Annotated in this window: 30 protein-coding genes and 2 tRNA genes; 18 read left to right on the top strand and 14 right to left on the bottom strand. The window is 63.1% G+C overall.

Features of this window, described 5'->3' with window-relative positions:
- Positions 1 to 166 precede the first annotated feature (166 nt).
- The 3 genes from H1343_RS08900 to H1343_RS08890 all read left to right on the top strand — a co-directional run bounded on the left by H1343_RS08900 (position 167) and on the right by H1343_RS08890 (position 3129).
- Positions 167 to 1317 (top strand): IS3 family transposase gene (locus H1343_RS08900; RefSeq protein ID WP_185982581.1). Its coding sequence is split into 2 segments (ribosomal slippage): positions 167 to 434 and positions 434 to 1317, totalling 1152 coding nucleotides; the frame shifts between segments, so codons are not numbered across the junction.
- A gap of 161 nt (positions 1318 to 1478) precedes the next feature.
- Positions 1479 to 2024 carry a metallophosphoesterase gene (locus H1343_RS08895; protein ID WP_185982580.1) on the top strand — a complete coding sequence of 182 codons (546 nt, stop codon included), beginning with the start codon at positions 1479 to 1481 and terminating at the stop codon, positions 2022 to 2024.
- A 64-nt stretch (positions 2025 to 2088) separates the two neighbouring features.
- Positions 2089 to 3129: a metallophosphoesterase gene (locus H1343_RS08890; RefSeq protein WP_185982579.1), complete on the top strand. Its 1041-nt coding sequence runs from the start codon at positions 2089 to 2091 to the stop codon at positions 3127 to 3129.
- Positions 3130 to 3321: 192 nt separating this feature from the next.
- Here H1343_RS08890 and H1343_RS08885 read toward each other — a convergent pair whose 3' ends face one another.
- The gene (locus H1343_RS08885; RefSeq protein WP_185982578.1) at positions 3322 to 3480 is read right to left on the bottom strand and encodes a hypothetical protein; all 159 of its coding nucleotides are present in this window, start codon (positions 3478 to 3480) and stop codon (positions 3322 to 3324) included.
- A 797-nt stretch (positions 3481 to 4277) separates the two neighbouring features.
- On the opposite strand from H1343_RS08885, the gene H1343_RS08880 reads away from it, so the two are divergent.
- Positions 4278 to 4937, top strand: coding sequence for an SOS response-associated peptidase (locus tag H1343_RS08880; RefSeq protein WP_185982577.1), 660 nt, complete (start codon positions 4278 to 4280; stop codon positions 4935 to 4937).
- Between the two features lie 18 nt (positions 4938 to 4955).
- Entirely contained in the window at positions 4956 to 5624 is a 669-nt protein-coding gene (locus H1343_RS08875) for a hypothetical protein (RefSeq protein ID WP_185982576.1), read from the top strand.
- Between the two features lie 316 nt (positions 5625 to 5940).
- Here H1343_RS08875 and H1343_RS08870 read toward each other — a convergent pair whose 3' ends face one another.
- A complete protein-coding gene (locus H1343_RS08870; RefSeq protein ID WP_185982575.1) occupies positions 5941 to 6135 on the bottom strand; it encodes a hypothetical protein in 195 nt (64 codons plus the stop codon).
- Between the two features lie 129 nt (positions 6136 to 6264).
- Between H1343_RS08870 and H1343_RS08865 the strand changes: the two genes are divergently transcribed.
- The gene (locus tag H1343_RS08865; RefSeq protein ID WP_185982574.1) at positions 6265 to 7080 is read left to right on the top strand and encodes a GIY-YIG nuclease family protein; all 816 of its coding nucleotides are present in this window, start codon (positions 6265 to 6267) and stop codon (positions 7078 to 7080) included.
- Between the two features lie 53 nt (positions 7081 to 7133).
- Here the strand turns inward: H1343_RS08865 and H1343_RS08860 are convergent, their stop codons facing one another.
- Both H1343_RS08860 and H1343_RS16885 read right to left on the bottom strand, forming a co-directional pair.
- The gene (locus tag H1343_RS08860; RefSeq protein ID WP_185982573.1) at positions 7134 to 7316 is read right to left on the bottom strand and encodes a hypothetical protein; all 183 of its coding nucleotides are present in this window, start codon (positions 7314 to 7316) and stop codon (positions 7134 to 7136) included.
- Between the two features lie 69 nt (positions 7317 to 7385).
- Complete coding sequence (locus H1343_RS16885) at positions 7386 to 7658, bottom strand: hypothetical protein (RefSeq protein WP_210270018.1); 273 nt, start codon at positions 7656 to 7658, stop codon at positions 7386 to 7388.
- Between the two features lie 36 nt (positions 7659 to 7694).
- Between H1343_RS16885 and H1343_RS08850 the strand changes: the two genes are divergently transcribed.
- Positions 7695 to 7991 (top strand): hypothetical protein, encoded by a 297-nt coding sequence (locus tag H1343_RS08850; protein WP_185982571.1) that lies wholly within the window; start codon positions 7695 to 7697, stop codon positions 7989 to 7991.
- A 185-nt stretch (positions 7992 to 8176) separates the two neighbouring features.
- Here the strand turns inward: H1343_RS08850 and H1343_RS08845 are convergent, their stop codons facing one another.
- The gene (locus H1343_RS08845; RefSeq protein ID WP_185982570.1) at positions 8177 to 8713 is read right to left on the bottom strand and encodes a terminase small subunit; all 537 of its coding nucleotides are present in this window, start codon (positions 8711 to 8713) and stop codon (positions 8177 to 8179) included.
- A gap of 519 nt (positions 8714 to 9232) precedes the next feature.
- Positions 9233 to 10027: a hypothetical protein gene (locus H1343_RS08840; RefSeq protein ID WP_185982569.1), complete on the bottom strand. Its 795-nt coding sequence runs from the start codon at positions 10025 to 10027 to the stop codon at positions 9233 to 9235.
- Positions 10028 to 10526: 499 nt separating this feature from the next.
- Between H1343_RS08840 and H1343_RS08835 the strand changes: the two genes are divergently transcribed.
- On the top strand, positions 10527 to 12323 hold the full coding sequence (locus H1343_RS08835) for a hypothetical protein (RefSeq protein ID WP_185982568.1): 1797 nt from the start codon (positions 10527 to 10529) through the stop codon (positions 12321 to 12323).
- Positions 12320 to 12580 carry a hypothetical protein gene (locus H1343_RS08830; RefSeq protein ID WP_185982567.1) on the top strand — a complete coding sequence of 87 codons (261 nt, stop codon included), beginning with the start codon at positions 12320 to 12322 and terminating at the stop codon, positions 12578 to 12580. The genes H1343_RS08835 and H1343_RS08830 overlap by 4 nt, the downstream gene beginning before the upstream one ends.
- A 1-nt stretch (position 12581) precedes the next feature.
- Here the strand turns inward: H1343_RS08830 and H1343_RS08825 are convergent, their stop codons facing one another.
- Entirely contained in the window at positions 12582 to 13238 is a 657-nt protein-coding gene (locus tag H1343_RS08825) for a helix-turn-helix domain-containing protein (protein WP_185982566.1), read from the bottom strand.
- A 158-nt stretch (positions 13239 to 13396) separates the two neighbouring features.
- Positions 13397 to 13615 (bottom strand): hypothetical protein, encoded by a 219-nt coding sequence (locus H1343_RS08820; protein ID WP_185982565.1) that lies wholly within the window; start codon positions 13613 to 13615, stop codon positions 13397 to 13399.
- A 240-nt stretch (positions 13616 to 13855) separates the two neighbouring features.
- Here H1343_RS08820 and H1343_RS08815 point away from each other — a divergent pair, with 240 nt between their 5' ends.
- Positions 13856 to 14143: a hypothetical protein gene (locus tag H1343_RS08815; protein WP_185982564.1), complete on the top strand. Its 288-nt coding sequence runs from the start codon at positions 13856 to 13858 to the stop codon at positions 14141 to 14143.
- On the opposite strand, the gene H1343_RS08810 is transcribed toward H1343_RS08815, so the two are convergent.
- On the bottom strand, positions 14122 to 14700 hold the full coding sequence (locus H1343_RS08810; RefSeq protein ID WP_185982563.1) for a hypothetical protein: 579 nt from the start codon (positions 14698 to 14700) through the stop codon (positions 14122 to 14124). The two genes, H1343_RS08815 and H1343_RS08810, sit on opposite strands and share 22 nt — an antisense overlap.
- A 303-nt stretch (positions 14701 to 15003) precedes the next feature.
- Here H1343_RS08810 and H1343_RS08805 point away from each other — a divergent pair, with 303 nt between their 5' ends.
- The 4 genes from H1343_RS08805 to H1343_RS08790 all read left to right on the top strand — a co-directional run bounded on the left by H1343_RS08805 (position 15004) and on the right by H1343_RS08790 (position 17338).
- Complete coding sequence (locus tag H1343_RS08805) at positions 15004 to 15267, top strand: hypothetical protein (protein ID WP_185982562.1); 264 nt, start codon at positions 15004 to 15006, stop codon at positions 15265 to 15267.
- Positions 15268 to 15356: 89 nt separating this feature from the next.
- A complete protein-coding gene (locus H1343_RS08800) occupies positions 15357 to 16034 on the top strand; it encodes a DNA methyltransferase (RefSeq protein WP_185982561.1) in 678 nt (225 codons plus the stop codon).
- A 177-nt stretch (positions 16035 to 16211) separates the two neighbouring features.
- The gene (locus H1343_RS08795; RefSeq protein ID WP_185982560.1) at positions 16212 to 16802 is read left to right on the top strand and encodes a 3'-5' exonuclease family protein; all 591 of its coding nucleotides are present in this window, start codon (positions 16212 to 16214) and stop codon (positions 16800 to 16802) included.
- Positions 16709 to 17338 (top strand): MAE_28990/MAE_18760 family HEPN-like nuclease, encoded by a 630-nt coding sequence (locus H1343_RS08790; RefSeq protein ID WP_185982559.1) that lies wholly within the window; start codon positions 16709 to 16711, stop codon positions 17336 to 17338. Before H1343_RS08795 ends, H1343_RS08790 begins: the two co-directional genes overlap by 94 nt.
- A 34-nt stretch (positions 17339 to 17372) precedes the next feature.
- Here the strand turns inward: H1343_RS08790 and H1343_RS08785 are convergent, their stop codons facing one another.
- Positions 17373 to 18629 (bottom strand): DNA cytosine methyltransferase, encoded by a 1257-nt coding sequence (locus H1343_RS08785; protein ID WP_185982558.1) that lies wholly within the window; start codon positions 18627 to 18629, stop codon positions 17373 to 17375.
- Between the two features lie 82 nt (positions 18630 to 18711).
- Between H1343_RS08785 and H1343_RS08780 the strand changes: the two genes are divergently transcribed.
- Positions 18712 to 19791 (top strand): restriction endonuclease, SacI family, encoded by a 1080-nt coding sequence (locus H1343_RS08780; RefSeq protein ID WP_185982557.1) that lies wholly within the window; start codon positions 18712 to 18714, stop codon positions 19789 to 19791.
- A 192-nt stretch (positions 19792 to 19983) separates the two neighbouring features.
- Here H1343_RS08780 and H1343_RS08775 read toward each other — a convergent pair.
- From H1343_RS08775 to H1343_RS08765, 3 genes are all read right to left on the bottom strand, one after another.
- Positions 19984 to 20060 (bottom strand) — tRNA-Pro (locus H1343_RS08775).
- Between the two features lie 83 nt (positions 20061 to 20143).
- Positions 20144 to 20485 carry a heat shock protein HspQ gene (gene hspQ, locus H1343_RS08770; RefSeq protein WP_185982556.1) on the bottom strand — a complete coding sequence of 114 codons (342 nt, stop codon included), beginning with the start codon at positions 20483 to 20485 and terminating at the stop codon, positions 20144 to 20146.
- A 135-nt stretch (positions 20486 to 20620) separates the two neighbouring features.
- On the bottom strand, positions 20621 to 21877 hold the full coding sequence (locus H1343_RS08765) for a UbiH/UbiF family hydroxylase (protein ID WP_425484656.1): 1257 nt from the start codon (positions 21875 to 21877) through the stop codon (positions 20621 to 20623).
- A 151-nt stretch (positions 21878 to 22028) separates the two neighbouring features.
- On the opposite strand from H1343_RS08765, the gene H1343_RS08760 reads away from it, so the two are divergent.
- The 3 genes from H1343_RS08760 to H1343_RS08750 all read left to right on the top strand — a co-directional run bounded on the left by H1343_RS08760 (position 22029) and on the right by H1343_RS08750 (position 23819).
- Entirely contained in the window at positions 22029 to 22709 is a 681-nt protein-coding gene (locus H1343_RS08760; protein WP_343048866.1) for a CDP-alcohol phosphatidyltransferase family protein, read from the top strand.
- On the top strand, positions 22706 to 23680 hold the full coding sequence (locus H1343_RS08755; RefSeq protein ID WP_185982553.1) for a quinone oxidoreductase family protein: 975 nt from the start codon (positions 22706 to 22708) through the stop codon (positions 23678 to 23680). The genes H1343_RS08760 and H1343_RS08755 overlap by 4 nt, the downstream gene beginning before the upstream one ends.
- Positions 23681 to 23729: 49 nt before the next feature.
- Positions 23730 to 23819, top strand: a tRNA-Ser gene (locus H1343_RS08750).
- Positions 23820 to 23893: 74 nt separating this feature from the next.
- Here the strand turns inward: H1343_RS08750 and H1343_RS08745 are convergent.
- Positions 23894 to 24934, bottom strand: coding sequence for an Atu2307/SP_0267 family LLM class monooxygenase (locus tag H1343_RS08745; protein WP_185982552.1), 1041 nt, complete (start codon positions 24932 to 24934; stop codon positions 23894 to 23896).
- Positions 24935 to 25011 lie beyond the last annotated feature (77 nt).

Raw genomic sequence — 25011 nt, 5'->3', positions numbered from 1 at the left:
TCCTCGACCGCTTGCGTGACCGGTGCCCGCGCTTGCAAACCCATCTTCCGGACTTCGCGGACTGGAAACTGGAAGCCCTGATCGCCGCTGCGGCCCTCGCGATCGAGATGAGATGGACTTGTCCCGGGAAAGTGGAGAGCTCTTCTGACGGAAAGAGGAGCATTTCATGGGCAAGCCGCAGCGCCGGTTCGGCAAGGAGTTTGAGGCGGAGGCCGTTCGTCTGGTTGAGACGAGCGGGCGCACGCAACGTGAGATCTCCGAGGATCTTGGCATCGGGCTATCGACGCTGCGCCGTTGGCTCGACAAGCGTCGGGAGCGCGATCTGGAGGCGCCGCCTCCCGAGCGCCAGGAGGACATGGCGGCCGAGCTGAAGCGGCTGCGGCGAGAGAACGAGATCCTTCGCCAGGAGCGCGAGATCCTGAAGAGGGCCGCGACTTTTTTCGCCAAAGAGGGAAGTCGATGAGGTTCCGTCTCATCGATGCGGCGAAGAAGGAGTTCCCTGTCCAGCGCCTGTGCAAGGTCCTCAACGTCAGCCCGAGCGGTTACTTCGCATGGCAGAACCGCCCGGCCTGTCTTCGTCAGCGTGCCGACCTGATGCTGCTCGCGCATGTTCGCTCGGCCTTTGCCCTATCGAACGAGACCTATGGCAGCCCGCGCATGGTGCACGAGTTGCGCGACAAAGGCCTGTTGATCGGGCGCCGGCGCGTTGCTCGTCTGATGCGCGAGAACGGGATGAAGGCGCGGCAGAAGCGTAGGTTCAGGCGCACGACCGACAGCCTGCATGCCTTCCCAGTCGCTCCGAACCTGTTGGATCAGGATTTTGCAGCAACCGGGCCGAACCAGAAATGGGGCGCGGACATCTCCTACGTCTGGACGCGAGAGGGTTGGCTGTATCTGGCCGTCGTGATCGATCTGTTCGCCCGGCGCGTTGTCGGCTGGGCCACCAGTGACCGCCTGCATAAGGAACTGGCCCTGTCGGCGCTACGCCAAGCCATCGCCGTGCGGCGTCCGCCGGCGGGGCTGATCCACCACGCCGACCGCGGCAGCCAGTACTGCTCCATGGACTATCAGGCCGAGTTGCGTCGACACGGCGTACGGATCTCAATGTCGGGCAAGGGGAACTGCTTTGATAACGCCATGGTCGAGACCTTCTTCAAGACGCTGAAAACCGAACTCGTCTGGCGCACCGTCTTCCAGGGCCGCGCCCAGGCCACCGCCGCAATCGGCCGCTACATCGACGGCTTCTACAATCCCGTCCGGCGCCATTCGGCGCTCGACTTCATCAGCCCGCTTCAATTCGAGAGGCAGGCCGCATAACATCGAAACCGCTCTCCACTTTCATGCGACAAGTCCAAGATCGACCGCCGCGTCGAGCAGCAAATCGGTCAAGCTGGGGGTACGTCCGGGCGCGAGTAGTGACTTTCATTCCGGCGGGCGAACGTCAGGCCCGCCGCATCTGACGGCGACGGAGGCCGATGATGAGCAAGAGCAAGACATTCTTCGTTTCCGATACGCACTTCGGGCACGAACGAATTATCGAACTGTCTGGGCGTCCATACGCTGACGTTCACGAAATGAACGCAGCGATGACGGCATGTTGGAATTCCGTTGTCAGGCCCGAAGACACTGTTTGGCACCTGGGCGATTTCGCATACCGATCCAAGAATGGCCCGGAGACGTATTTTCACAAGCTCCACGGCATCAAACACCTGATCGTCGGCAACCACGACGGGGAACCGACGCGCAACCTACCTTGGGCCTCGGTTCAGCAGATGGCCGAGATCTCCGTCGATTCGCAGCGCATCTTCTTGTGCCACTATCCCGTCCTTGAGTGGCCCGGCTATCATCGGGGCGCGGTCCACCTATTTGGGCACGTTCACGGTAGCCGCCCGGGCATGCCCAACAGCCTCGATGTCGGCGTCGATGCCGTTGGCTTCGTGCCGATTCAGATGCCTGAAATCATGCGCAGGCTCGAAGCGCTCCGCCCGGAAGATGCTCCGCTCCCCAACAGCCGCCGGCGTTAGTTACTTTCACACACTCGGACAACGATCACGTTGCCCGCCATGATGGCGGTGGACGGAGGTCTTCATGACGAAGCTGCACATCCTCAGTGACATCCACGACGATTTTTCACGGACGCATTTGGGCAACTGGCAGATCCCCGAGACCGACGCTGACATCGTCGTCGTCGCTGGAGACGTAGCCGGGAAGATGAGCACGATGGGGCGGGATTGGCTCGAAGCGCAACATCACAGGCTCGGAAAGCCGATCGTGTTCGTCCCCGGGAACCACGATTTCTGGCGCGGATCGGTCGATAGGGAAATTCCTCGTTTCCGGGAGCGGCTTCAGACGTCGGGCATCCATCTCCTCGACGGCGACAGCGTCCTTGTGGAAGGCATCCGCTTTGTGGGTGGGACTCTCTGGACCGACTACGCGGTCGGCGGCGACGCGACGATCGCCATGCAAGTCGCCAGGACGGCGTTGAATGATTTCCACTATCTGCGGAAGGGCACGGGAAATGACCGACCGCAGGCACGTCCCGTCGATCTTCTGGCAATCCACCTCCGCCATCGCGAGGCGATCCGTCAGACACTTGCGGTTCCGTTCGCTGGTCCGACCGTGGTCGTGACGCACCACGCTCCGAGCCCGAAGTCACTGAGGACCGGCGCGGTCCGGGAGCCGCTCGATGCGGCTTATGCAAGCGACCTCGAAGACCTCATCCTGAAGGGACGTCCCGAAATGTGGATCCACGGCCACGTGCATCACCGGCTCGATTACGCGATCGGCGACACTCGGGTGATCTGCAATCCGAGAGGGTATGTCTCTTGGCGGAAGCGGTTCGGCACCGGGGCGGTCGATGCGGAGCACGAAGGCTTTGACGAGGCGCTCGTCATCGACGCGCAGCGCCGTCCGAGGTCGATCCCGGCGGGATACCAAGTCGAGGAGGGGTTTTTGACGATGGACGGCATTCCCATCGGCCCTCTGGATGCGGCGCTCGATGAGATCGAACGGGAGGAAGTAGAGCGACGGCGCTGGGCGAAGCGCGATGAGCTCGTGCAGCAGATGTTCGCGAACGCGGCGGCGATCCGTGCGATCGATGCGGGTGAAAAACCGGAGCCGGCAGGGTGAAACTTCGGATCGCCTCGGCCTTCGGGAAAGTCTGATCCGAAGTTCAACGCGATCGAGTAGTCGAGTGACAACATTCGCCGTCGCCTGCGTCCGGAGAGCCGGAAATGTTGTCAGTTGACGACATCCGGGACGATGCATGGAAAGCGAACGCTATTCTTCTAACGTTCGCTTCACCCCGCTCCCGCGCTTAAGTTACCGGCACCATGGGTTCCCGGAGTTCGGCCACGGCTGCGCCAGTCCTTCTTCTAGGAGGACGCTCCCGGCATCGCGTCCGTCCGCGACCGTGATCTCCACCAGTCGCCGGTCGTATCGGTCGTAGTCGCCGCCGGAGAGCGTGTAGCCGCCCGACATCGGCTCCTGGAGCCGCCGCGTTGCCCTGTCGCCTGCCTGGCGCTCCGCCGAGCATTCCGGACGCGAGATCTCGGGGGCATCGACACCGCCGGACGACGCGACGAGCCTCCATTTCTGGCCGTCGTGCCAGCCGGTATCGCCATCGACGATGCAGGTGACGCGGACGGAGCCGGAGCAGATAGGCAGGTGGCGAGCGGTCGGAGTGGATGACGAGACGCGGGTGACGGACCGCGATGCGGAACGGCGGGTGTCCGGTATTGCCAGTCGCGCACCCAGGCGTCGGCGGTTCGCAGCCAGCCTGGTCCGTCGCGTTCGATCAGGGAGAAGCAGAGCATGCCGAAGCCGAGACCCGCGGCGATCGCGAAGTCCCGGAGAAGCCGATAGGACGTCCAGAACCGGCGCCGGCGAGGACGATAGGGGCGGGACTGTCTGGCGGCCATGATCGGGCTGACGTTGCGTGCGAAACCGGAGGATCGACGGCGATCGTTCATCTGGATAGGGTACACGCCATGCGTGAAGACGAGGTCAAAATCACAGTGAGAATGCGTTGCTCATAGTGCTCTCCGGCATTCTCGGGATGACGACGCAGGCGCTCGAGTTTTGGTGGTTCCCGGCAGCAGCAGGAATGATCGGCCAGGCGATTTGTTATGGAGCTCGCGAGGATACCGGAGCGAGCTACAGTTGAATGGTGCGATTGCCGCTGCAGGGATATCGACGGCGCTCCTTACTGCAGCCTGCCTGGCGGCGTTCGCAGCGGGCAGGTGGTTCGCGAGCTGATTGATCGGTAGGCTTTCCGCATGTGCAATCTCTACTCCCACACCAAGGGCCAATCCGCGATCCTTGAGGCCACTCGCTCCATGGTCGACAAGACGGGCAACCTGCCGCTGCTCCCGGGCATCTTCCCCGACATGAGCGCGCCGATCGTCCGGACGGTCACGGGCGAGCGTGAGCTGACGATGGCGCGTTGGGGAATGCCGTCGCCGCAGTTCGTCCTGAAAGGTCGCACCGTCGACAGCGGCGTCACGAACATCCGCAACACGACGTCGCCGCACTGGCGCCGATGGCTCGGGCCAGCGAACCGCTGCCTCGTCCCGTTCACCTCGTTCTCGGAATACGACACCGTCGAGGGCAGGAAGGTCCCGGCGTGGTTCGCGCTCGACGAGAGCCGTCCGCTCGCGTTCTTCGCCGGAATCTGGACGACGTGGACGAGCACCCGGAAGAAGGCCGAGGGCGAGGTGACGGCGGACCTCTACGGCTTCCAGACGACTGACGCGAACGCCGAGGTCGGAGCGATTCATCCGAAGGCGATGCCCGTGATCCTGCGTGACGCCGACGAGATCTACGTCTGGCTCCGGGCCGATTGGAGCGAGGCGAAGGCCCTTCAGAGGCCGCTCCCGGACGGCACGTTGATGGTCGTCGCGAAGGGCGAGAAACAGGACGGCGGCGAAAAAGAGTAGATTCTGAGTGGTCGAACGGTGCTCCTCCACGACAACCTTTTGGAGAAATCCATGTTCGAACCCTGGCTTGAAAGAGACTACGGCGACCCGGAAAACGCCCTTCGCGGACGACAGCTCATGATCGTGGGCGAGTCCCACTACTCGAAGGATCCGAGCGAGGCCGGTACAGCCCCGGAAGGCTTCACGACCGGAGTTGTCGACTACCTCGCGCTCAAGAAGCGGCACCAGTTCTTCGGAAAGGTGCAGGAGATCGTCACCGGCGAACCCCGTCGCGACCAGACCGCTGCCGACCGTGCCGCGTTCTGGCACTCCGTCGTCTTCTACAATTACGTTCGCGAGCTGGTCGATGGGAGGTCGTTCGCGGACGGTGGAGCGAGACGGCGCCCGAGCGAGGAGATGTTCCGACGCGGCGCAGAACCCTTCCGTGAAATCCGCCGCCGTTTCGAGCCGCACGTCGTCATCATCTGCGGTCTGGAAACTTGGCGCTATCTGGCTCCAACGATCGGCATCCTCGAATCAAGCCGGGACATCCTCTTCTTCGATGACGGCACGTCCCTGTACGGACGGATCCAGCATCCGTCCTGGCCGGGCTTTGATACGAGGAAGTGGCACGGAAGGATCCGTAGCTTGATGGACCAAGCCGAAAGGCCAAGGGTGAGGGGCTGGCATGAGAGGTGGAAGGGGTGACCGCTAAAGTTTTCGAGGGAACACCACCACCAGCGCCGTCCGCTCCCCCACCGTCCGCGTCGACCGGAAGTTCGTCGGCGCCAGCTTCCGGGCATCTGGCAACGGACGCGTCTCCGCCGAGACCGTATAGTGGATCTCTACAGACCCGCAGCGTTGGCAGCGAAGCGGCAGCCGCGTTCGGATGTATCGCTGCCGACGCCCGAGCCATATCGTCAGATCGTAGACGTCGCAGTCGAGGCTCCGTCCGCACTTCGCGCAGTAGGCGTTAAGGCCCCCACCGTCGTCGATCAGATCGCCGAGCGTCGAAACCACGATGTCACCGGATCGAGCCGCGCACGTAACCTGTAGATACGGCGCCGGCGAGCTGCTCGAGGAGCGGGCGCTGCCCGAGGATCAGCGCCCTGACGGCGACGCGGGGATCGCGCCCGCAGGTCCGGACAGCGCCCTCCACGGCGGCATCGAGATCATCGTGGAGGGGGAGGTCGATGGTGCGGTCGGCGAGGGCGGACATAGGAATCGTCTCCAGGTTCGACGCGCGAATGGCATCGGAAGTGCCGGGAAGGAAGACGATTTTCCTATTTTATTCTCTATTGTGATCGTGATCTAGACCGTTGATTGTGGATGCTCATGGGAGGAATCGTTGGGTTTCGATGTTAGCACCATCCTCGGCATCGCAGATGCCTCGCAGTTCAAGCTACATGCCGCCCGGTGGAATGGCGACGAAAACCCTCTGGATGTCTACGCACGGGACCCTGAGGAATGGCAGCGCTGGAATACCTGGCGCGGCACGAAGGACGACTTCAACCGGCGCTACATCCTTTCACTAATTCACTTCTATCCCGAAGGGGCCGTCTGGCTGTTCGGGGGAGCGTTCGAGGTCCTGACCCGCCGCCCGGAACACGGTCACACCTATGACATCCGCGAGCTCGACGAAGCGAAACCTCTCGTCGGGCGCCTGAAGGTGTCCCTCAACCTCTCTCGCGGACGGTCCTTCCTGTTGGAAAACCAGATCGACAAGATCGAGATCGTTGAGGTTTTGAAGGAGCGGTATACCGGGCAGACGTTCTCGGGATACGACAACGTCTCGCTTGAGTTCGCGATGCTCGAGACGCTGGTCCTGCGGCAGCGGCTGGACTGGAAGACGGCGCTCGCCAATATGAAAGGCGTCTACCTGATCGTCGATCGAAAGACCGGGAAGAAGTACGTCGGCTCCGCCTACGGAGAGACCGGCATTTGGTCGCGGTGGGGTTCTTACGTCGCAACGGGCCACGGCTTCAACAAACAGCTCATTCCACTCGATAAGGACCAGTCCGTCGCCTATGCCCGTGAAAACTTCCGCCTCACGCTGCTTGAGGCTTGGCCCTTCCGGACAGAAGACGTGGTGATTATCAAACGCGAGTCGTTTTGGAAGGAAGCCCTGCTCACTAGAGGTGACTGGGGCTACAACAGTAACTGAGAGGCTGAAGGTAGGATCGCGATCCTTTGTTCATCGGCATCTCGTAGCGCGCCTTAATGCAGCGTCGGCTCCCCGCCGGGCTGCCCGCCATGCACCTTGTAGATCGCCGATGCAGGCGCTGGCGATCCGGTGTTCAGGTGATGCGCCTGAGCGTAGTGCCGGATCGCCACGTCCGGCGTGGAAGCGACGATGATCTTGTCGTCGGCGTACGACGACTGGACACGGAAGCGGTGCATCAGCGGACCTCGTCCGGCACGATCTCCTCGGCGATCTCCGGACCGATCACCGAGTAGTCCCGGCGCTTCTCACCCCGATGGATCGTCACGATGCCGCCGATCGGCGGACGCCGCTTCGTCTGGGGATCTGTATTGGATCAGGTACTGCTTGATCGCGGCCTCATCGGTCTTCGGCAGGTAAGAGCAGTCCACATAGAAATCCGACGAGACGTCGGTGAACGAGAAGTCGGGAACGCGCGTGAACACGTTTTCTCCTAGATTGTGTGCATCCAAAGTACACAAGTAAATGTGCTTTTCAAGTGCACTTCTGTAGCGCTCGACATTTGCGATTCCCAACGACATGTGTGTCTATTGAAAGCACATGATCGAGGGCTGCTCATGAAAACGATCTTCGCTCACTGCCTTGCGGCCTGTGGCCTCTCGCTGGATGACGCGGTCGTTGTTTTAGGCCAGTCCCGGTCGGCGGTCGGCAAGAAATCGCAGGGCGTCCGGGAAATGACCCCTGGTGACGCGAAGGCCCTATCGGCGCTCTGGCATCGGATCCGAACCGGGGACACTGATGGCCTGCCTGAAGGCGCCGCCGAGATGGCAACCGCGCTCCGTATTCTCCGCGGCGTCGATGGGATCGCGGAGCGGAAGCCGGGCCGGAAGCGAAGGTCGCAGCGTAAATCCTAAAGGCTACCCGGCGCGGTCGCGACGACGATCGCCAAGACGGCGACCACCGAACTCTGGTAGTCGCGGACATCTGCCGCCAGTTTCCGGTGCAACGGAAACCCGAAGCGAGCAGGACCTCGCCGCGAGGCGAACCCGTGATCGGATCGAACACGTGGTAGACGCGCTGCGACCGGAGATGGAAGATCTTACTCGCGACGGACATCGTCGAAGGAGATCAGCCGCTCGACCGCGATCCTCATCGCCTCGTTGACCTCGGTCGCCCACGACTCAAGGCCGGCGGCGCATAGGTCCCAAGCGACGTCCTTGATCTCCAGCGCCTTCTCGCGGGAGACCGCTCCGCCAACCTTCCTGACGAGCTCCTCCGGGATGGACATGATGGTCTGACGCCCGAGGCCGTTCGCCTGTCGGATCGCCATCCCGAGCGGGTCCCGGTGGATCAGGATCTTCGCCGTCATCGCGAGCTTCTGGCGCTTGAGCTTGATGTCCTCGAGCTTGTTCAGCTCCGCGACCGTCATCGGGTTCTCGCCGGCTTCCTCGGCGCGACGGGCGAACTTCCGGGCCTCGTCGGAACGGGCGAATTGCTCACGCCAGGCGAACACGTCACGGGGATCGAAGAGTGTCCGGGCGCCGGTAGATCCCTGCTTCACAACAGGGCAACCTTTGTTCACCCATTCGGACAGCGTCCCGCGATCCTTGCCGATCATCTCGGCGAGCTGGGTCATGCCGACGAGGTGGGACGATCGGTCTTCGGTTCCTGCGGGTTTCTTCCGGGGCATTCGCTCGCCATCCACCGTGCCTGATGACGGCAGTCGTACGGGTGGTGCTCAGTAGGATGCGATACTGCGAATTCCCCCGGTTAGAGAGCCGCTCGTTGACGCATCGGGACGCCGAACCGAAGAGAAAACGTCCGTTTAAATGGCCGTAGAAGCTCGAAAAATTTCCGAGCTTATCGCAGTCGGTCGGCGCGAACGAAGGCAATGAGGGAGCGAAAAACCCGGGGAAGCGGGGGAGTTGATTCCAGTTTCTCTATAAGTGCAGACAAGCGCCGGGGCGCAAACCTCCATCTAACCACGAATATCGATGGGGTCCCCCGACGATTCATTTTCGTTTTCGACCGCTCCACGGTCAGTCTGGAGGCCTCTAGGACCGCAGGAACGCCGGGAGGTCGCCACCACCTCCACTGCCTGCCGCTTTCTCCACGGCCTGACCGATCCTCTTCATCGCCAGGTCGGCGCCCTGCGTCATCGCCTTCTCGATCCCGTCGTTCCAGGCGTCCTGACGCCGGATATTTGGTCTTCTGTTGGGCGTGAACGAGCGAAATGAGTTTGAACGATGAATCGACCGGACGCTGCCAGAAACCGATTTTGGACGCCGGACGACCACGGGGGACGCCCCAGAATGCATCGTCTCGACCGCCGGGGGGAGCGCTTCTTCCCCCTGATCTTCTTCGTCGCCATGATCGCGGCGACCTGAGGATCGTCCTCAGGCAAGCCAAGCTTCTTGGCGACTCCCCTCCTGTTTCGATCCTCGTTGTCCTTCAAAACTTGTTGGCTCGTTCTCGAACGCCTGACGAGTTTTCGAACGGCGCCACGGGGGAGGTTGCCTTGAGCGTTGACACTGATCCCCTGCCATCTCGACAGATTCTTGCGGATCGGTGTGAGGTTGTATGCGGACGCAGCGCCGACGTCACCGGCGTCACGTTCGGTCTCACGTCGACCTCGGTCGTCGTCGAGATGAAATTTCAGATACGCCGACTGAATCCGCTGGAAGCGAATGGATGCCTCCGGTTCTCCGTCTCCACCTTTCCGGCGCTTGGACGTGACAACGGACGACCGCTTCGATCCCGGGACGATCTTCGTGAACGGCGCCGGTCCGCCTTCGATCGATCCGTTGAATTTCGTGGCCATGGCCTTCACCGCCGCTTCTGCGACGTCGTCGAGGGCCGCCTGCATTGCCTGCGGTAGGGCGTCTCCGAGAAAGTCGAACCGCTTGGCGAGCTGGTCGAGACCTTGGACCTGAACTGAACCACGTGACATGGGCACCTCCGTTCTCAGAACCGTATCGCGACGGACGCACTGTCGTCGCTACTGCGTTTCAAAAGCGACGGCTTCAAATTATTTCCTACAGCGGCGTTTCTGAAACGGTTGATACGCAGTGGTTTCAGAAAATGGACGGACCCCTTAATAGTAAGGAAGTGCGGCGTCTCCCGGGACACGTCCCAGACCGTCTGGACGGTCGATCTCCCGACGTTTCTGCATCACTATCTTACTATTAAGGGGCGCTGACCGCCCGATCCTCTCTGGTCTACAGCGCCCGCTCTGTAGAAAATTACCGCCGATCGGTCGTGGCACGTCCCGACCTGTCAGAAGCTGGCTCAGTGGCCGCCCCAGAGACCGCGCTTTCTTACTATTAAGAGGCTCTGACCGCCTTGCATGGTAGGGCCTACAGATCGTCCAGTGTAGGAAATAATCGAGGATCGCTCTTCCGCCTTACCGACCATCTCAGCATATGGTTTTGAGACGAGGGGGTTCCACGATGACCGACGCACGACAGACAGAACTTTTCACGGCGACAGATCGCTTCGATCTGACAGTGATCGCGCCTGACGCGATGATCCATACCGTCCGTCCCCGATCGTACGTCCAGAATGCGCGCTTCATCGGTTACACCGGCCCGACGGGATCTCTCCGCTCTCTCTCGAACCGAGATCATCTTACCCTCGAGATCCTGATCGCCGTGTGCGGTCAGTCGGATCCCCGCGGAGGGCGTCCACTGCATTCCGTTCCCGTTTCGGCAGTCCTCAGTCTACTTCCGTTCGGGACGCTCGAAAAAGACCTGAAGGCTTCTCTCGACCGCCTGACGCGCACGAAAATGGCTCTCGACCGCGTCCCAATGGGCGCTTGGGCGAAGACAATGGCGCCAATTCGCCCCGGATACGACCAGCCAATCGCCGAAAGCCGCTCGGAAGTATCTAGAGCGGGTATCCCAGCTCTCCCGCAGCGAGCCGGCATACGCACAGGTGGCGCTCCTGCCAGCGCTCCTCGCTATCGCATGGGGGAGAGCGCCCGACGCTACCTCGATCATCCTCATTACAAAGCTCTGATCGCTCTCGATCCCATCCGCGTCACGACTCCTGCCGATCTGGCGCCTTCAGATGCACCACTGACGCTGACGCCCCTTCGTCGTTGGGCGATCACGAACGGCGTGTTGGCGTTCGATCTCTGTCCCTACCTTCGATTTTACGTCCGCCGGGACCGCACTCGCCGTATGTCTTCCTACGACGACGGCGTCCGACGGGTCCCGTGGATCCACCTCGATCTCGGGCGGATGCGGGCCTTCAAGGGCGCGCCGACGATCTGCCTCTTCCGACACCTGACCGACCGGATCGGGTGGTCGAAGAAGCCCCGATCGATCGATCTCTCGATGGGTTTCGAAGAGATCGCGGAATTAACCTCCCTTCGCCTTCAGAAGACGGGGTCGATCCGAGGACAGGTCGAGAATGCCGTTCTGAAAGCGGCATCTCGCGACTTCGCCGAGAGCGCCGGCGAGTTCACGATCTCGATGAAATGGAGAGGCGACGACGGCGCCTTCCTCGACCGCGTGATCTTCCGCATCGAGACCCAGCTTCCGGACCTTTCCCGGCTCCGGTCGAGACGGATCACGGACGACGGGCGAGATAATTTGACGTCCGATGACCGGCTGTTCGTTGCCCGTCCTGACGTTCCTGAGCTACGTGTCAAACTCAGCACATGGGCGAAAGTCAGGGGACTCTACGGCCCGAAGCTTTCCGGACTGATAGACCTCTCGACGGCGTTCGATATTGCGATCGACGAGATGCTTTTCCTAGAAGGGAAGGGCGGTCTCGTCCCGTTGTCCGCCCGGTTCAATGAGCGCCGATATCGCGGTCCTGGCCTTCGCGCTGCGATCGACAGTTTCGGCGTCGACCGGGCGTGCCTCCTCTTCGTGACAGAAGAGATGTGGGATCCAGACCTGACGGACGAGTTCACTCGACGCCTGCTTCGTTACTCCCGCATCGAGCGCCTTGCGTCTGAAACGCGTGTAGCTCGCCTCGAGGGCCATCGGCGCAAGCGAGCGCCGGCCGTCGTCGAACTGTCACCGCCGCCCCAGGGTTTCGTTGAGGACAGGATGGCTGACTATCGGCGTTCGCTCGAGATCGAAGCCGAGAAAGCTCGCCAGTTGGCGGAAAGCCGAGAGGAATGGAGAGCAGCGAAGAAATCGGTACAGCGCGACGAGAACAACTCCCGTCGTCGGGCCGTACGTGCGGAGCGCAATCGAGCGAAAGCCGATCTGCAGCACAACTCGAGGCGATGAATCGAAGCGTCGAACAGGCTGCTGCCGCATCACACTCCGAGATGACGTTCTCTCAGCCGAACTATGGGTATTTCGAGGTCGTCGAGGAGAGCGATGTCGAGATGGTCGAGAAGAAGGCAGCAGCTCCGGTGACCGAAGAGATCACTCAGTCGAAGCCCCGCGGTCCTGCGCCAACGGTGCCGTCGTTCCTGTATGAGACACCAGAACCCTCTGTCCTGACGCTTCCTGACGACGCTTGGGATCGTCCGCGACGGTGATCTACCGGATGGCCGTCGTCCGGGCGTAAGCCAAGATCTCGGCCCGCTTCCGGGCGCCATCGGGGAGGCCCTCGAGCTGGAGGCCCTCGATTTTTTCCCAGATTTCGAGAAACAACCTGACCTCGGCGGCGGGATCGGGCGAGGGCCGGTGACCGGTGAGACGCTGACGCATCGTGTTGTGCGAGATCCCGAGAACGCCTGCCGCTTCGGCCTGTGAGAGTCCGCACATGTCGATGAGCCTGCGCAGCTTCTCGGTGTGAGCAAGGCGGGCGGAGAAGACCTCGTCGTCATGGCGCTTCATGACCGTGAGTTCGTCCCTGCGCCTCTCGCTCTTCGGATCGACTCGGCGGATCGCATGGATAAGCGGGACCCAACGCTTCCAGTAGATGCGATCGACACCGAAATAGCGGTCCAGGTGCTGCTCCAGCTGCTCGTCGAGCCTCCTGTCCCGGCCGTCACCGTCGAAGTCTCGGAATGCCAACGTGTGCTCGGCGCGCCCGTCAGCGCAGACAACGCCCACGTGCGCGCCGACTCCGTCACCGACCGGAGCGATCTCGATACGGACGACGCGCCGGCCGTCGCCTACGTCCGTGTCGATCCCAGTCAGATTGAGGGGACCATAGAGTTTTTCCGCAAACGTCTGTTGGTCGATCCGCATGCCCATTACCCCGCTATGGCCACTCCTATAGGCAGTTCGCGCACATTATGTGCGCAAGATCGCGGCGGGGGATATGCGAAAAAGAACCCTCACAATCTTGGACGATCGCGAGGGTTCGCCGCGTGATAACGTCTGATGGAGTAACGGGGGCGTTGCCGTCAGTTTGGCTGTGACAGCGTCCGCCTCTCAAGCGTGAAGAAGCCTTGCGGCGGGCGGCCAAGTTTCCGGTTCTTTGCGGCCTGTTTCACCTCGGAACTCTTCGAATCCTGGAAGGCTTCGATCCGCCTGCCGATCGCCCGAACCGCTTCGACCTTCGAAAAACCAGCAAGGATCAGGCCATCTACTGCGGCGTCGGATATTGCCTTCATCAGCTCCATCCCACTGGGTGCGTTCGGACGGATACAGAGCAGTGCCGCGTCAGTCAGAACCCGGTTCGCGATGGTCGGAGGCACGCGAGCTCGGTTTTCCTGACGCCACCTCGCGGCCCGCTCGGCGTCTTTCACCCGGCGTTCATCATCCGACCGGAAACGCCTCCGCTGCCGAGGCCTCATTGTTGACAGGTTGCTCATTGTGTGTTCCTTAGATGCACATAATTCACCAGCGATGAGGCCAGACAGATGATCGCTCAGATCGCATTGATCCCGACCCTGATCGCGACGCATGCCGCTGTCGCGATCGCCCAGGGGATCGCGAACGTCGCGTCCGGGGGCGGTCGGCGTCCCGTTGCCCGCCAGGTGCGCCGTATCCGGTTCACACCCCAGGCGACGGTCGACAGACTGGTGGCGGCGTACCGTGCCGAGCAGACCCGCTGCAGCCTTCTCGAAGCAGAGAACCGCGAGCTTAAGGAAGAACTCGCGGCTGCTCGTCGGATCGTGAAGCGCGTTCACCCAAACCTGAACGTCTGAGGCTCGTCCCCCATGAGGTCGAGGGCGTCCTCAGCTTCCATCATCGAGATCCGTGAGTTCTCATTCGCCGGCGCCGTTGCGGTCGCCGGCGTTGTCGCGTTGACCGGGAGCGCTTCGTAGATCGGCAGGCGGCCCAGCCGATAAGGATCCGACTTGTCGATGTGCCGGGCGATCGACGCGACCGGAGCGTTGGCCAGAAGCCGGCGATGCACTTCATCGATCTCGACGACATAGGCGAGAGCTTCCGTCTGCCGTGCGTCGCTGATATCGAATAAGGGTGCCGCAGGACGACCCGCCGCCCTGTATTCGCAAGCCCGCTTGATCAGCGACGCGATACAGACCGACGGCAGGGGGCGGGGTGTCTCCAGCGCCGCTTCCGCTTCGTGGTCCTCCACGTAATCATCGAGGGGACCGTCGTCCTCTTCCATCACCGCCGGCCCGGAAAACAGGCCATCGACCAAGCCGACGCCGAACGCGCCGACCGATTGGGCCGACCGCCGCATGGCCCGGAACGCCCGCCGGAGGGCCCGTCCGATCGCTTTAAAAATCCTTCGCATGTCGCACTCCGTCGCTGGCCGGACCACGTCCGGTTAAATAATTAATGTGAAATTCATAAGAAAAACTCCTCCGAACTCCGGACGGAAAGATGTGGGCGAGAGATGAAAGTCACAAAGCGCACGTTTCCACGTTTACCAAGAAAGATTTCGCGCTTGACGAGCGTGCACTTGGGAATCACATTTAGAAGCAACAGTGATTCGAAGGGCATGTCGCGCGACCATGGGAACTGGCAGAGAACATCACGGACGCAGGACAGAGAGTGAAGTGACGATGGCGCGTCGCCTCTTCTGTCGGGCGTGAAGGTGCCGGAAATCGCCGCCGCAGTCGGGCGCTCGGTGCCGGCTGTCTGGACGAAACTTCACAACATCGAGGCTCTCGGCGACCGTTCGATCCCGCACGCTGTCCGGGAAAACATCCTCGCCATGGCTCGCGAGGGCGCGACCGTTCGTCGGATCGCCCGGCGATACGGCCTGAAGGAGGACGTGGCGGTGGCGTTTCTCGCTCGCCGCGGGATCGAAGCGCGGACGATCAACTCCTACGGCAGCGACCGGAGAGCATCGAGATAGGCCGCTGAAGCGGCCAGAACTGAAACCAAACATGTTCCCGTACCGGCGTCGTAGGCCAGGCGGATGTCTCACAGGCGAAGAGGCCGCGAATGCACACCTTCACCCACGGCACCACCACGCTGTACCTTGATGACTGCCGTGACGTCCTGCCGACGCTGCCGGCCGGCGCGGTCTACCTGACCGACCCAGTCTGGCCGAATGTTCCGGCGGGTCTGATCCCCGGCAGCGACCGTCCCGATGATCTATTCGCGGAGACGATGTTTGCCCTCATCGATCCGCGCCGCCTCGTCGTCGTCATGCGGACGGACAGCGACCCTAGGATGCTCCGGCACGTGCCTGAGGGTCTGCCTTTCATCCGGCAGATCGACATGCCGTACGCCATTCCGTCGCCTGTCGGGCGCGTGATGATCGGGAACGACGTCGCTTACGTCTATGGGGAACACCCCTACTGGCAGCGGAACCGCAAGCTGATGGCGGGGCGCGCCATCGCAGCGCAGCCGTCCGCGAAGAGGGTCGGCCATCCGTGTCCGCGTCCGCTCAAACACGCAGAATGGCTCGTCGAGCGCCTGACGGATGCCTGCGATCTCGTTGTCGATCCGTTCGTCGGCTCGGGGACGATGGCGATCGCCGCGCACCGCGCTGGCCGCCGCTTTGTAGGCATCGAGATCGATCCGACCTTCTTCGAGATCGCCTGCGAACGCCTCGTCCGCGAGACGCGGCAGGGTCAGCTTTTCAACGACACTGCCACCGCCGCCTTCGCGGCCTGAAGAGGAGCCTACAATGTTCATTTATCGCGGTGAATGCCGGTTCTGCGGTCGAGCGCTCAAGCGTACGCTTTCATATCGGTACGACGGCGGATCGTTCAGTGTCGGTTGCGACGACTGCGATCAGGCCGAGAGCATCCTCGAGTTCGACGAGATCGTCGGGGAGGAGGAGACTGCTCGATGATCCCTGCGACGCACATCTTCTTCGACATCGAGACGCTCCCCACAGCGAACCCGGACGTCATTGCCGACATCGAGGCGTCGGTTCGTCCGCCTGCCACGATGAAGAAGGCTGAGACGATCGCGAGGTGGGAAGCCGAGGAGCGCCCCGCCGCCGTTGCCGAGGCGGTGGCGAAGACGGCCCTCGACGGTGGCTACGGTCTGGTCGCGAGCATCGCCTGGGCCATCGGCGGCGGGCCGGTCGTCGCCGCGACCAGTGCCGGGCAGCACGGCTACGATGAGGCCGTGGAGCGCGCTTTGATCGCCGGGCTCTTCGGCGAACTCGATCGCCTTCGGGAGGAGTTCAAGGTCACGCCGACGCTCGTCGGCCACTGCATCAGCTCGTTCGACATCTTGTTCCTCTGGCGCCGGGCTCTTGTTCTCGGCATCACGCCGCCGCACTGGTGGCCTGTCCATGCGGCGCCGTGGAAGACCGACGACGTGCAAGATCGCGCCCAATGCCTGACGTCGACCGGTTCTTCGACGAGATCGACGATAACCGGTCTCGTCGGGCCCGCGAGCTATCCGAGATCAAGCACCGTTTCTCGGTAGGAGCAGATCCAATGGGGGTCGGCTCTAAAGCCGTCGTCGTCCTCAGCTACGCCCACTGGGAGGGCTTCTACAACGACTGTGTTCGCTCCTACGCAGGCTTCCTGAAGGAGCGAGGTGGGAGGATGCGGGACAAGGACTGGATGATGCTCGCGGGAGCATTCACAGCGAGCTTCCAGTCACTTCACGATAAGCATAACTCCCGTGACGCACGCCGGGCGTTCATCGAAAAAATGAAGTCCCTAGTCGACGAGGACTACGGCTGCTTCAGCTTCGACGTGGTCCTCGCCCGGTCGAACCTCGATTTTGAGAAGCTGACGGGGAACTACCACATCCTCAGCTTCGACCTCGGGCCTCTCCAACGCCATCGTTTGAAGATCGACCGGGAGATCGTCGCTTGGAGGCATCAAATAGCACACGGTGACCAGCCTGACCTTTCAGCTATGGACGTGGCCAAGCACACTGACCTCGTGTCAAATCTGCTTCTGATTATCGCTGATCAATTTCAGGCTGCAATCCTGGAACGGATGCCGAACTGAGGGTGATCCACCACCACGGAACGTCGACAGAAGTCTACGCCTGCCTGCGTGCCTTCGTGTCGAACGCCGTCGGCAGACCGAGCGCAGCGCGGCCTTTCCCAGTCCCAGGATGCGGTGCGTGGTCGCCGACCATGCCCAGATACTCCTCGGGTACCGGCGCCAATTTTACAGCCGGAGCGACCGGCGTGCGCCTCGGCGGCATCAACCGGAGTGGCGTGTCGATCGGCGTCTCGAAGATCTGCGTACGGATGGACCGGGCCAGGATCTCCGCGATTAGGGATGGGACTGCATTGCCGAGCATCCGCTGCATCTCGGTGCGCCCGACGTCCACGCGCAGGTCATCCGGGAAGGTCTGTATCCGGCACATCTCCTGGAAAGTCAGCTTGCGGCTGTTCCAGTGGAAGGGACCGATCGCCGAGCCCGGCTGCGCCTGGAGCGTCCATGACGGCATCCGCTTCGATAGCTTCAGAAGGAAGCTCCAGTAGCGCGTCCGCCATCCGAAGAGCGGCATGCCGCCACCGCGTGGCGTGTGCCAGAGGTAATTCTCGCCCTCCGGGATCGACGGAAGGAGATCGCCCCATTTCCCCCCGACTCGTAGACCTTCCAGGTCGTTCGGCTCCGGCAGGTCGCCGAACGCGTCCCAGGCCGTCTTGAAGGGCAGCATCGCGGGCGCGAACAGGTCGCGGGCCGGGGCCTTCGACGAAGCGTGCGTGGGCTCCGGGAAGCGGAACTGCCGTCCGTCTCGCGACGCGATGATGAAAACGCGCTCGCGGATCTGCGGGACGCCGTACTCGACGCATCTGATGACCCGCCATGTCGGCTGATAGTTCGTCCCGGTTTCGACGTTCACCTGGCGGATGCCGTCGAGAAGCAGCTGGAGCCCCTCGTCCTTTCCCTCGTAGGCGAGACCACCGACGTTCTCCAGGAGGAAGGCCTTCGGCTTTGTCTCGCGAAGGACGCGGACGTAGGCGGCGAGGGTGTTCGAGCGGGGGTCGTCGAGACGGAGCGTGTCTCCGCGCACCCAGTAGCCGCTCTTCGAGAATGGCTGGCAAGGAGGCCCGCCGATCAGCATGTCGGCTTCGCCGACCTCTAGCCCGGCCTTCTCAAGGATGGTCTCGGACGTGACGTCGTTGATGTCGCCTTCGATCACACTCCAGGCCGACCGGTTGAGCCGCATCGTCCGGCAGGCGAACCGATCGAGTTCGACGGCGACGCGGGTTTCGAAGCCGGCTTCCTCGAAGCCGAAGTCGAGGCCGCCGATACCGCTGTAGAGACTGATCGTCTTGAACATTCGCCGTGCCGACCTCCTGGTGAGGGTTCGTTAACCATGAAGAACCACTCTTGCCTCCGAACAGTCGGGCAGGGTGGCCAGCATGATTCGTATCGACAGACAGGCTGCCGAGCGCGTGCTGCGCGATCAAGCAGAGCTATCGGATCGGGACTCGGGTGACGAGAGGTGGATCGGCCGCATTGAGGAGTTATCCAGACTTTGCGAGGTTGGAAACATCCGGACGCATATCGCCTTTCTCGGGACGGCACTGCTCGCCAAATCGGTCGATGCGCGTGCGGACCTCGTATGGATAAAGCCGAAGCACGCTGCCGATGCGCCATTCGCCTTCTCAGCACGGACGCTTTCCGAGCACGTGCTCGTGCCGGTTGCCGCCGACGTCGGGATCCACATCGGCGTGACGGGCGCGCAGCCGCTCAACAACCAGCCGTACTTTCGAATGACGTACCTCGGCGACGCCACACCGATATCGCAGGCCGGCCGTCCGGCGTTCGACTATCTCCGCGGCCTCGTGGAGGAATTGAAGGCCATGAGCGCGGACGAAAGCCGGAATGCGCTCCGAGCCTTCGTGACAGTCCGACGTCGATATCAGCCTCGCTACACGGAGCACGCCGGCGAGCTGCATGTCACGCCGACCTCGCTTGCCGCGGCGATCGTCGCCTTCGTCGGCGAGAACTCGGAGGGTGGCAAGCGAGCCCAGGCATGTGTCGCAGGCTTGTTCGACGCGACGTTCGGGCACGCCAGCGTGATCTCTGGGCGCATCAACGATCCGTCACGTGACAAGCCCGGAGACGTCTGCGTGCTGGCTGACGGTCGGCCGTACAAGGCGATCGAGGTCAAGGACAAGCCAGTCTCCTTCAACGACGTCCAGATCTTCGGGAAGAAGGCCGTCGACATGGGGGTGACGGATGCTGCGTACGTCATGGTCGCATCGAGGCAGGAGCGGCTGGACGCCGAAGCTCTCGCCCGGTGGGCGGACGGGTTCGGGTTGTCGTTGTCCCTATTCTACGACTGGACCGACCTCGTCACCTCCGCGCTCTACTGGTCGCCGATGCCTGCAAACGATGCGGCCAAGCTGTCGGCGACGAGAATTCGCGAGCGTCTGATCAGTATGGAAGCCCTTCAGGAAAGCGTTGCGTCTTGGGTCAGGCGAATCGCCGGCTGACGCCGCGCCTCAGATTGGTCGGTGCGGGGTCGGCGACGCCTCGACGATGATGATAGAGACCGATCTGCACGGGCGCCGTGCGACGACGACCCGTGCGCATCAGGGACAAAACAGGGTCGAAAGTCCTTCCGCGCGAGGCTCGCCCAGGCAAGCCTTTTTCGCTGGAAGCCAGCGTTAACAATGGCTTATGATTGGTCGGAGCGAGAGGATTCGAACCTCCGACCCCCTGAACCCCATTCAGGTGCGCTACCAGGCTGCGCTACGCTCCGACACGCTCTCTATAGTCGGCAGTCCGCGCGAACTCAACTCGCAACGCATGCTTCTGCGAGGGAATTTTCCGCCCGACAACTGCTCAGTGCCGACGGCTCTCCCTCAGGCGGTAGACGCCGTCGAAAGGGCCTTCGAACATTTCGCTCACCTGCGGATGCGAGACCGGACCGCTGTTTTCGTCAAGGACGAGGTTCTGCTCCGAGACGTATGCGACATACTCGTTCTCGGCATTCTCAGCGAGGAGATGGTAGAATGGCTGGTCCTTGCGCGGCCGTGCTTCCTCGGGGATCGAGAGATACCATTCCTCGGTGTTGTCGAACTCCGGATCGACATCGAAGATGACGCCGCGGAACGGGAACAGGCGGTGACGGACGATCTGGCCGATCGAGAACCGGGCGGTCTGTACGGTCTGCGCGGCGGTCATGGAATGCAAAGGTCCGGCCCCTTGAACGACGAGGGTTTCGAACGGAGCGCCCTTTGCGGGCGTCCCCGATTTCAACGACCTACAGCATCGACCGACAGATCGGAAAGAATTTCCTGATCGAAGACACGCGCGCCCTCAACGCTCACGCTGGAGAGCCCGGCCGCGATCTCCCTGCAATACCGCCGGGAGCAGTGCTCGCAGCCCGCTGCCGGGCGAGACGCCTTCGCGCATCGCGAAGCGACGGAGCGGGCCAACCGCCGTCAGCGCCGAAAGCCCGGCCGCGCGCGCCCATTGCGAGGGCAGGAAATCGGCGAGAAGCGAACGGTTCAGAAGATCGATCCCATTGCTGCGCGTGGTCACGTCGATCCGTCGCGCGGCACGGTACGCGGCAAGAACGGTGTCCGCCCCAGGGTCGTCCCGATGTCCGCTCGCCGCCTCCACGATCGCCGCCGCGTCGCGGAGGCCGAGATTGAGCCCCTGGGCGCCAATCGGTGGAAAATGATGCGCGGCCTCGCCGACAAGTGCGACCCGTGACGCGGCGAGCATGTGCGCATGTCCGCCAGACATCGGAAACGACTGGATACCGGGCTCAATCTCGATCCTGCCGAGGATCGAATGCATCCTCTCTTCGACCAGGCGCGACAGGCGTTCGGGTTCGAGGTCCGGCAGCAGTTCCATGACGCGCGGCTCATCGACCCATACCAATGAGGACCGTCGGCCGGGCAGGGGCACCTGAGTAAAAGGGCCATGTCGTGTATGGAACTCGGTGGAGGTAGCGCCATGGTCGCCCTCATGCCGCATGTTGAGAACGACGGCGCCTTGAGGATACGACCACCGGCGCTGCCCGATGCCCGCCTGATCGCGAACGGTGGATCGCCGCCCGTCGGCGCCTACCACCAGCGCCGCCTCGATGATCGTTCCGCCACGCGTGCGAAGGCGCACGCATCCCCCCTTCGGCTCGAGCGTTTCCAGCGTATCCGGGAGGGTCTCCAGCCCTGCGTCGCGGCCGCCGGCGCCGCGCAGCGCGGCGAGGAGATCGCTGTTGGCGACATTCGCCCCGAAGGCGTGAAGGCCGATCTCGCTCGCGCGGAACTCGGCGGTCGGAGCGCGCAGGAGGCGGCCCGTATCGTCGACGAGACGCATCACGCACAGGTCCTGTGCCTTCTGGCGCAGGACAGGCCAGACGCCGAGTTCGTCCAGGATGTCCAGCGAGGGGCCGATCAACGCCGTCGTACGCGAATCGGCCGGCGGCTCCGGCGCCAGAAGCAGTGTATCGAAGCCCGCGCGCGCGAACCCCAACGCTGCGGCATGACCTGCGAGGCCCCCTCCGACGACGACGATCTCCCGTTTCACGCCATTTTCCTTCGCTCGCCCTGCATACCGGCCGCTCATAGCCTTTTTCCCCTTGGATTGAAGCAGATACGTTGCCCCGAGGCGATGACAATGGCCGGCAAGGCGCCATAGTATCGCGTATCGAATGAGAAGATCGCAGGCGACGTTGACCGAAAAGACCGAAGAGTGGAGGGCGTTCAGCGTCCATCTGTTGACCGCCAGCGGCGCCTTCTGGGCCTTCATGGCCCTGATCGCGGCGGGCGAGGGGCGCTGGGTCGCGATGTTCCTGTGGCTCGGCTTCGCCTTGTTCGTGGACGGCATTGATGGTCCGCTGGCCCGGCGACTGGACGTGGGTCGGCGCCTGCCGCATTGGTCCGGCGACACGCTGGACGCGGTGATCGACTATGCGACCTACGTGCTCATCCCGGCCTACGCGCTTTACGAGGCCGGCATCATCGAGGGGCCGCTCGCCTTCGTCGCGGCAGCGCTGATCGTCGTCACCAGCGCCGTGTACTACGCCGACACGCGCATGAAGACGAAGGACAACTTCTTCCGCGGCTTTCCCGTGACGTGGAACATGGTGGTGTTCGCGCTCTTCGCGACGCAGCCCGGCAGCACCGCTGCGCTTCTGGTCGTGGTCTTCTGCGCGATCACCACCTTCGCACCGCTGAAGTTCCTGCATCCGGTCCGCGTCGAGCGGCTGCGCCCGATCAATCTCGCCGTCTTCGCGCTGTGGAGCGTCCTCGGCCTCGTCTCGCTCGCCTCCGCCTTCGCACCTTCACCGATCGTGACGGCTGGCATCGTGGTGACGTCCCTCTACCTGCTCCTCGTCGGCGTCGTCCTGCAGGCGCTGGATCGCCTGACCGATCGGAACGAGGGAGAGAGAATTTGACCAAGGCAATGCTGGTGAAGGCCGTCGGCGGGTCCGACGTTCTGGAATGGACCGATATCGACCCCGGCGCGCCCGGCCCCGGGCAGATCCGCGTCAGGCAGAAGGCCGCCGGGCTCAACTTCATCGACGTCTATTTTCGCGACGGCACCTACAAGGCACCGCGCTTTCCCTTCGTGCCGGGCAAGGAAGGCGCCGGCGAGGTCGTGGCGGTGGGCGAGGGAGTGAACGACCGAAAGGTCGGTGACCGCGTCGCGTACAGCAACGCCGCCGGCACCTATGCCGAGGAGGTGCTGGTGGATGCCGCCTGGGCCGTTCCGTTGCCGGACGACCTCGACGAGGAACTGGCGGCGGCGATCATGCTGAAGGGCATGACGGCGGAGTATCTCCTGCGCCGGACCTTCGCGGTCGGGGCTGACACGACGATCCTCTTCCACGCGGCGGCCGGCGGTGTCGGCCTGATCGCGTGTCAGTGGGCAAAGCATCTTGGCGCGACCGTGATCGGAACGGCGGGTTCGCCCGAGAAATGCGAGCTTGCGCTGGCACACGGCTGCGATCACGCGATCAACTATCGGACGGAGGATTTCGCCGAGCGTGTCGCCGCCATCACCGGCGGGCGCAAATGCGATGTCGTCTACGATTCGGTCGGCCGCGACACGTTCCCCAAAAGCCTTGATTGCCTTCGGCGGCAGGGCCTGTTCGTGTCCTTCGGGCAGTCCTCCGGAACGATCGAGAATTTCGAGCTGGCGCTTCTCAACCAGAAGGGCTCGCTTTTCGCCACGCGTCCGAGCCTCTTCGGCTACAACGCGACCCCGGAGGAGCAGGAAGCTTCCGCGAAGGCGTTGTTCGATGTCGTGCTTTCCGGAGCGGTGAAGATCCGTATCGACCAGCGCTATCCGCTGGCAGAGGCGCGACGCGCCCACGACGACCTCGAAGGTCGGCGCACCACGGGCGTCTCGATCCTGACGGTGTGACCTCGGGCTCGCTTGCCGAGCCCGCGCGGCTCGGCTAAGCGGTCGGCGAGGAAGGGTGGCCGAGTGGTTTAAGGCAGCGGTCTTGAAAACCGCCGTGGGTGCAAGCCCACCGTGGGTTCGAATCCCACCCCTTCCGCCAAGAGCGTTACGCTTGCCACCCACGTCATGGTCTCCTTTAGCCGACGTGCGCAGTGCGGGCATAGGGCTGCTATCTCAAACCACCTCGTTCGCAGCACGGATGATCGGTGCCGCTTCCATGCCGAGGAGTTCGATCGAGCGCTTCATGGCAGCCGTCTCGAGGGAGGCGGTGCTCATCTGGAAGGTGACACGCTGGATGCCACCGAGCGATTCGCTGGCCTCGAGCAGCTTTTCCGCCACCGTTTTCGGCTCGCCGATCAGGAAGGCGCCCTCGGGGCCCGCCATCGCGTCGAACTGCTGACGGGTGGGCGCGCTCCAGCCGCGCTCGCGTCCGACAGTCGTCGTCAGATGGGCCCAGCCGGGAAAGAAGGCGTCGCGTGCAGCGAGGTCGCTTTCGCCGACGAAGCCCATCGCATGGATGCCCACCTTCAGCGCCTCCGGGGCATGGCCCGCTCGCGCACCGGCCTCGCGGTAAAGATCCACGAGCGGGCGAAAGCGCTCGAAGGTCCCGCCGATGATCGCGACCATCAGGGGCAGCCCAAGAACGCCGGCGCGGGCGAAGGACTGCGGCGTGCCGCCGACGCCGAGCCAGACCGGCAGCTTCGCCTGATGGGGACGCGGAAAGACGCCGGCCCCGGCGAGCGCCGGCCGGAAGCGCCCCTCCCAGCGCGGGTGGTCCGTTTCGCCGAGCGCGAGGAGAAGGTCGAGCTTCTCGGCGAAAAGGGCGTCGTAGTCGCGTGTGTCGAGGCCGAACAAGGGGAAGGCCTCGACGAAAGAGCCGCGGCCGACGACCATCTCCGCTCGCCCCTTGGAGATCAGGTCAAGCGTCGCGAACTCCTGGAAGACGCGCACGGGATCGGCCGCGCTCAGCACGGTCACCGCGCTCGTCAGGCGGATCGTCTCGGTGCGGGCGGCGGCCGCGGCGAGAATGACCGCAGGCGCGGAATCGAGAAACTCGGCGCGGTGGTGCTCACCAATGCCGAAGACGTCGAGGCCCACCCTGTCGGCAGTCTCCACCTCATCCAGGAGATGAGCCATTCGTTCGACCGCCGCCGGGTGCTTACCCGTCGCCGGATCGGGGAGGATGGCGGCGAAGCTGTCGATGCCGATTTCCATGATGTGTCCTCGTCAAGATTCCTCGCCGCGAGCCCGCAGGGCGCTGCGTAGCTCGCGAGCTACGCAGCGCCCTGCGG

It is taken from the genome of Aureimonas mangrovi, from assembly GCF_014058705.1.
Taxonomy (GTDB): domain Bacteria; phylum Pseudomonadota; class Alphaproteobacteria; order Rhizobiales; family Rhizobiaceae; genus Aureimonas; species Aureimonas mangrovi.
The sequence above is the reverse complement of the archived record's forward strand: the minus strand, read 5'-3'. Positions and strand labels throughout refer to the sequence as shown.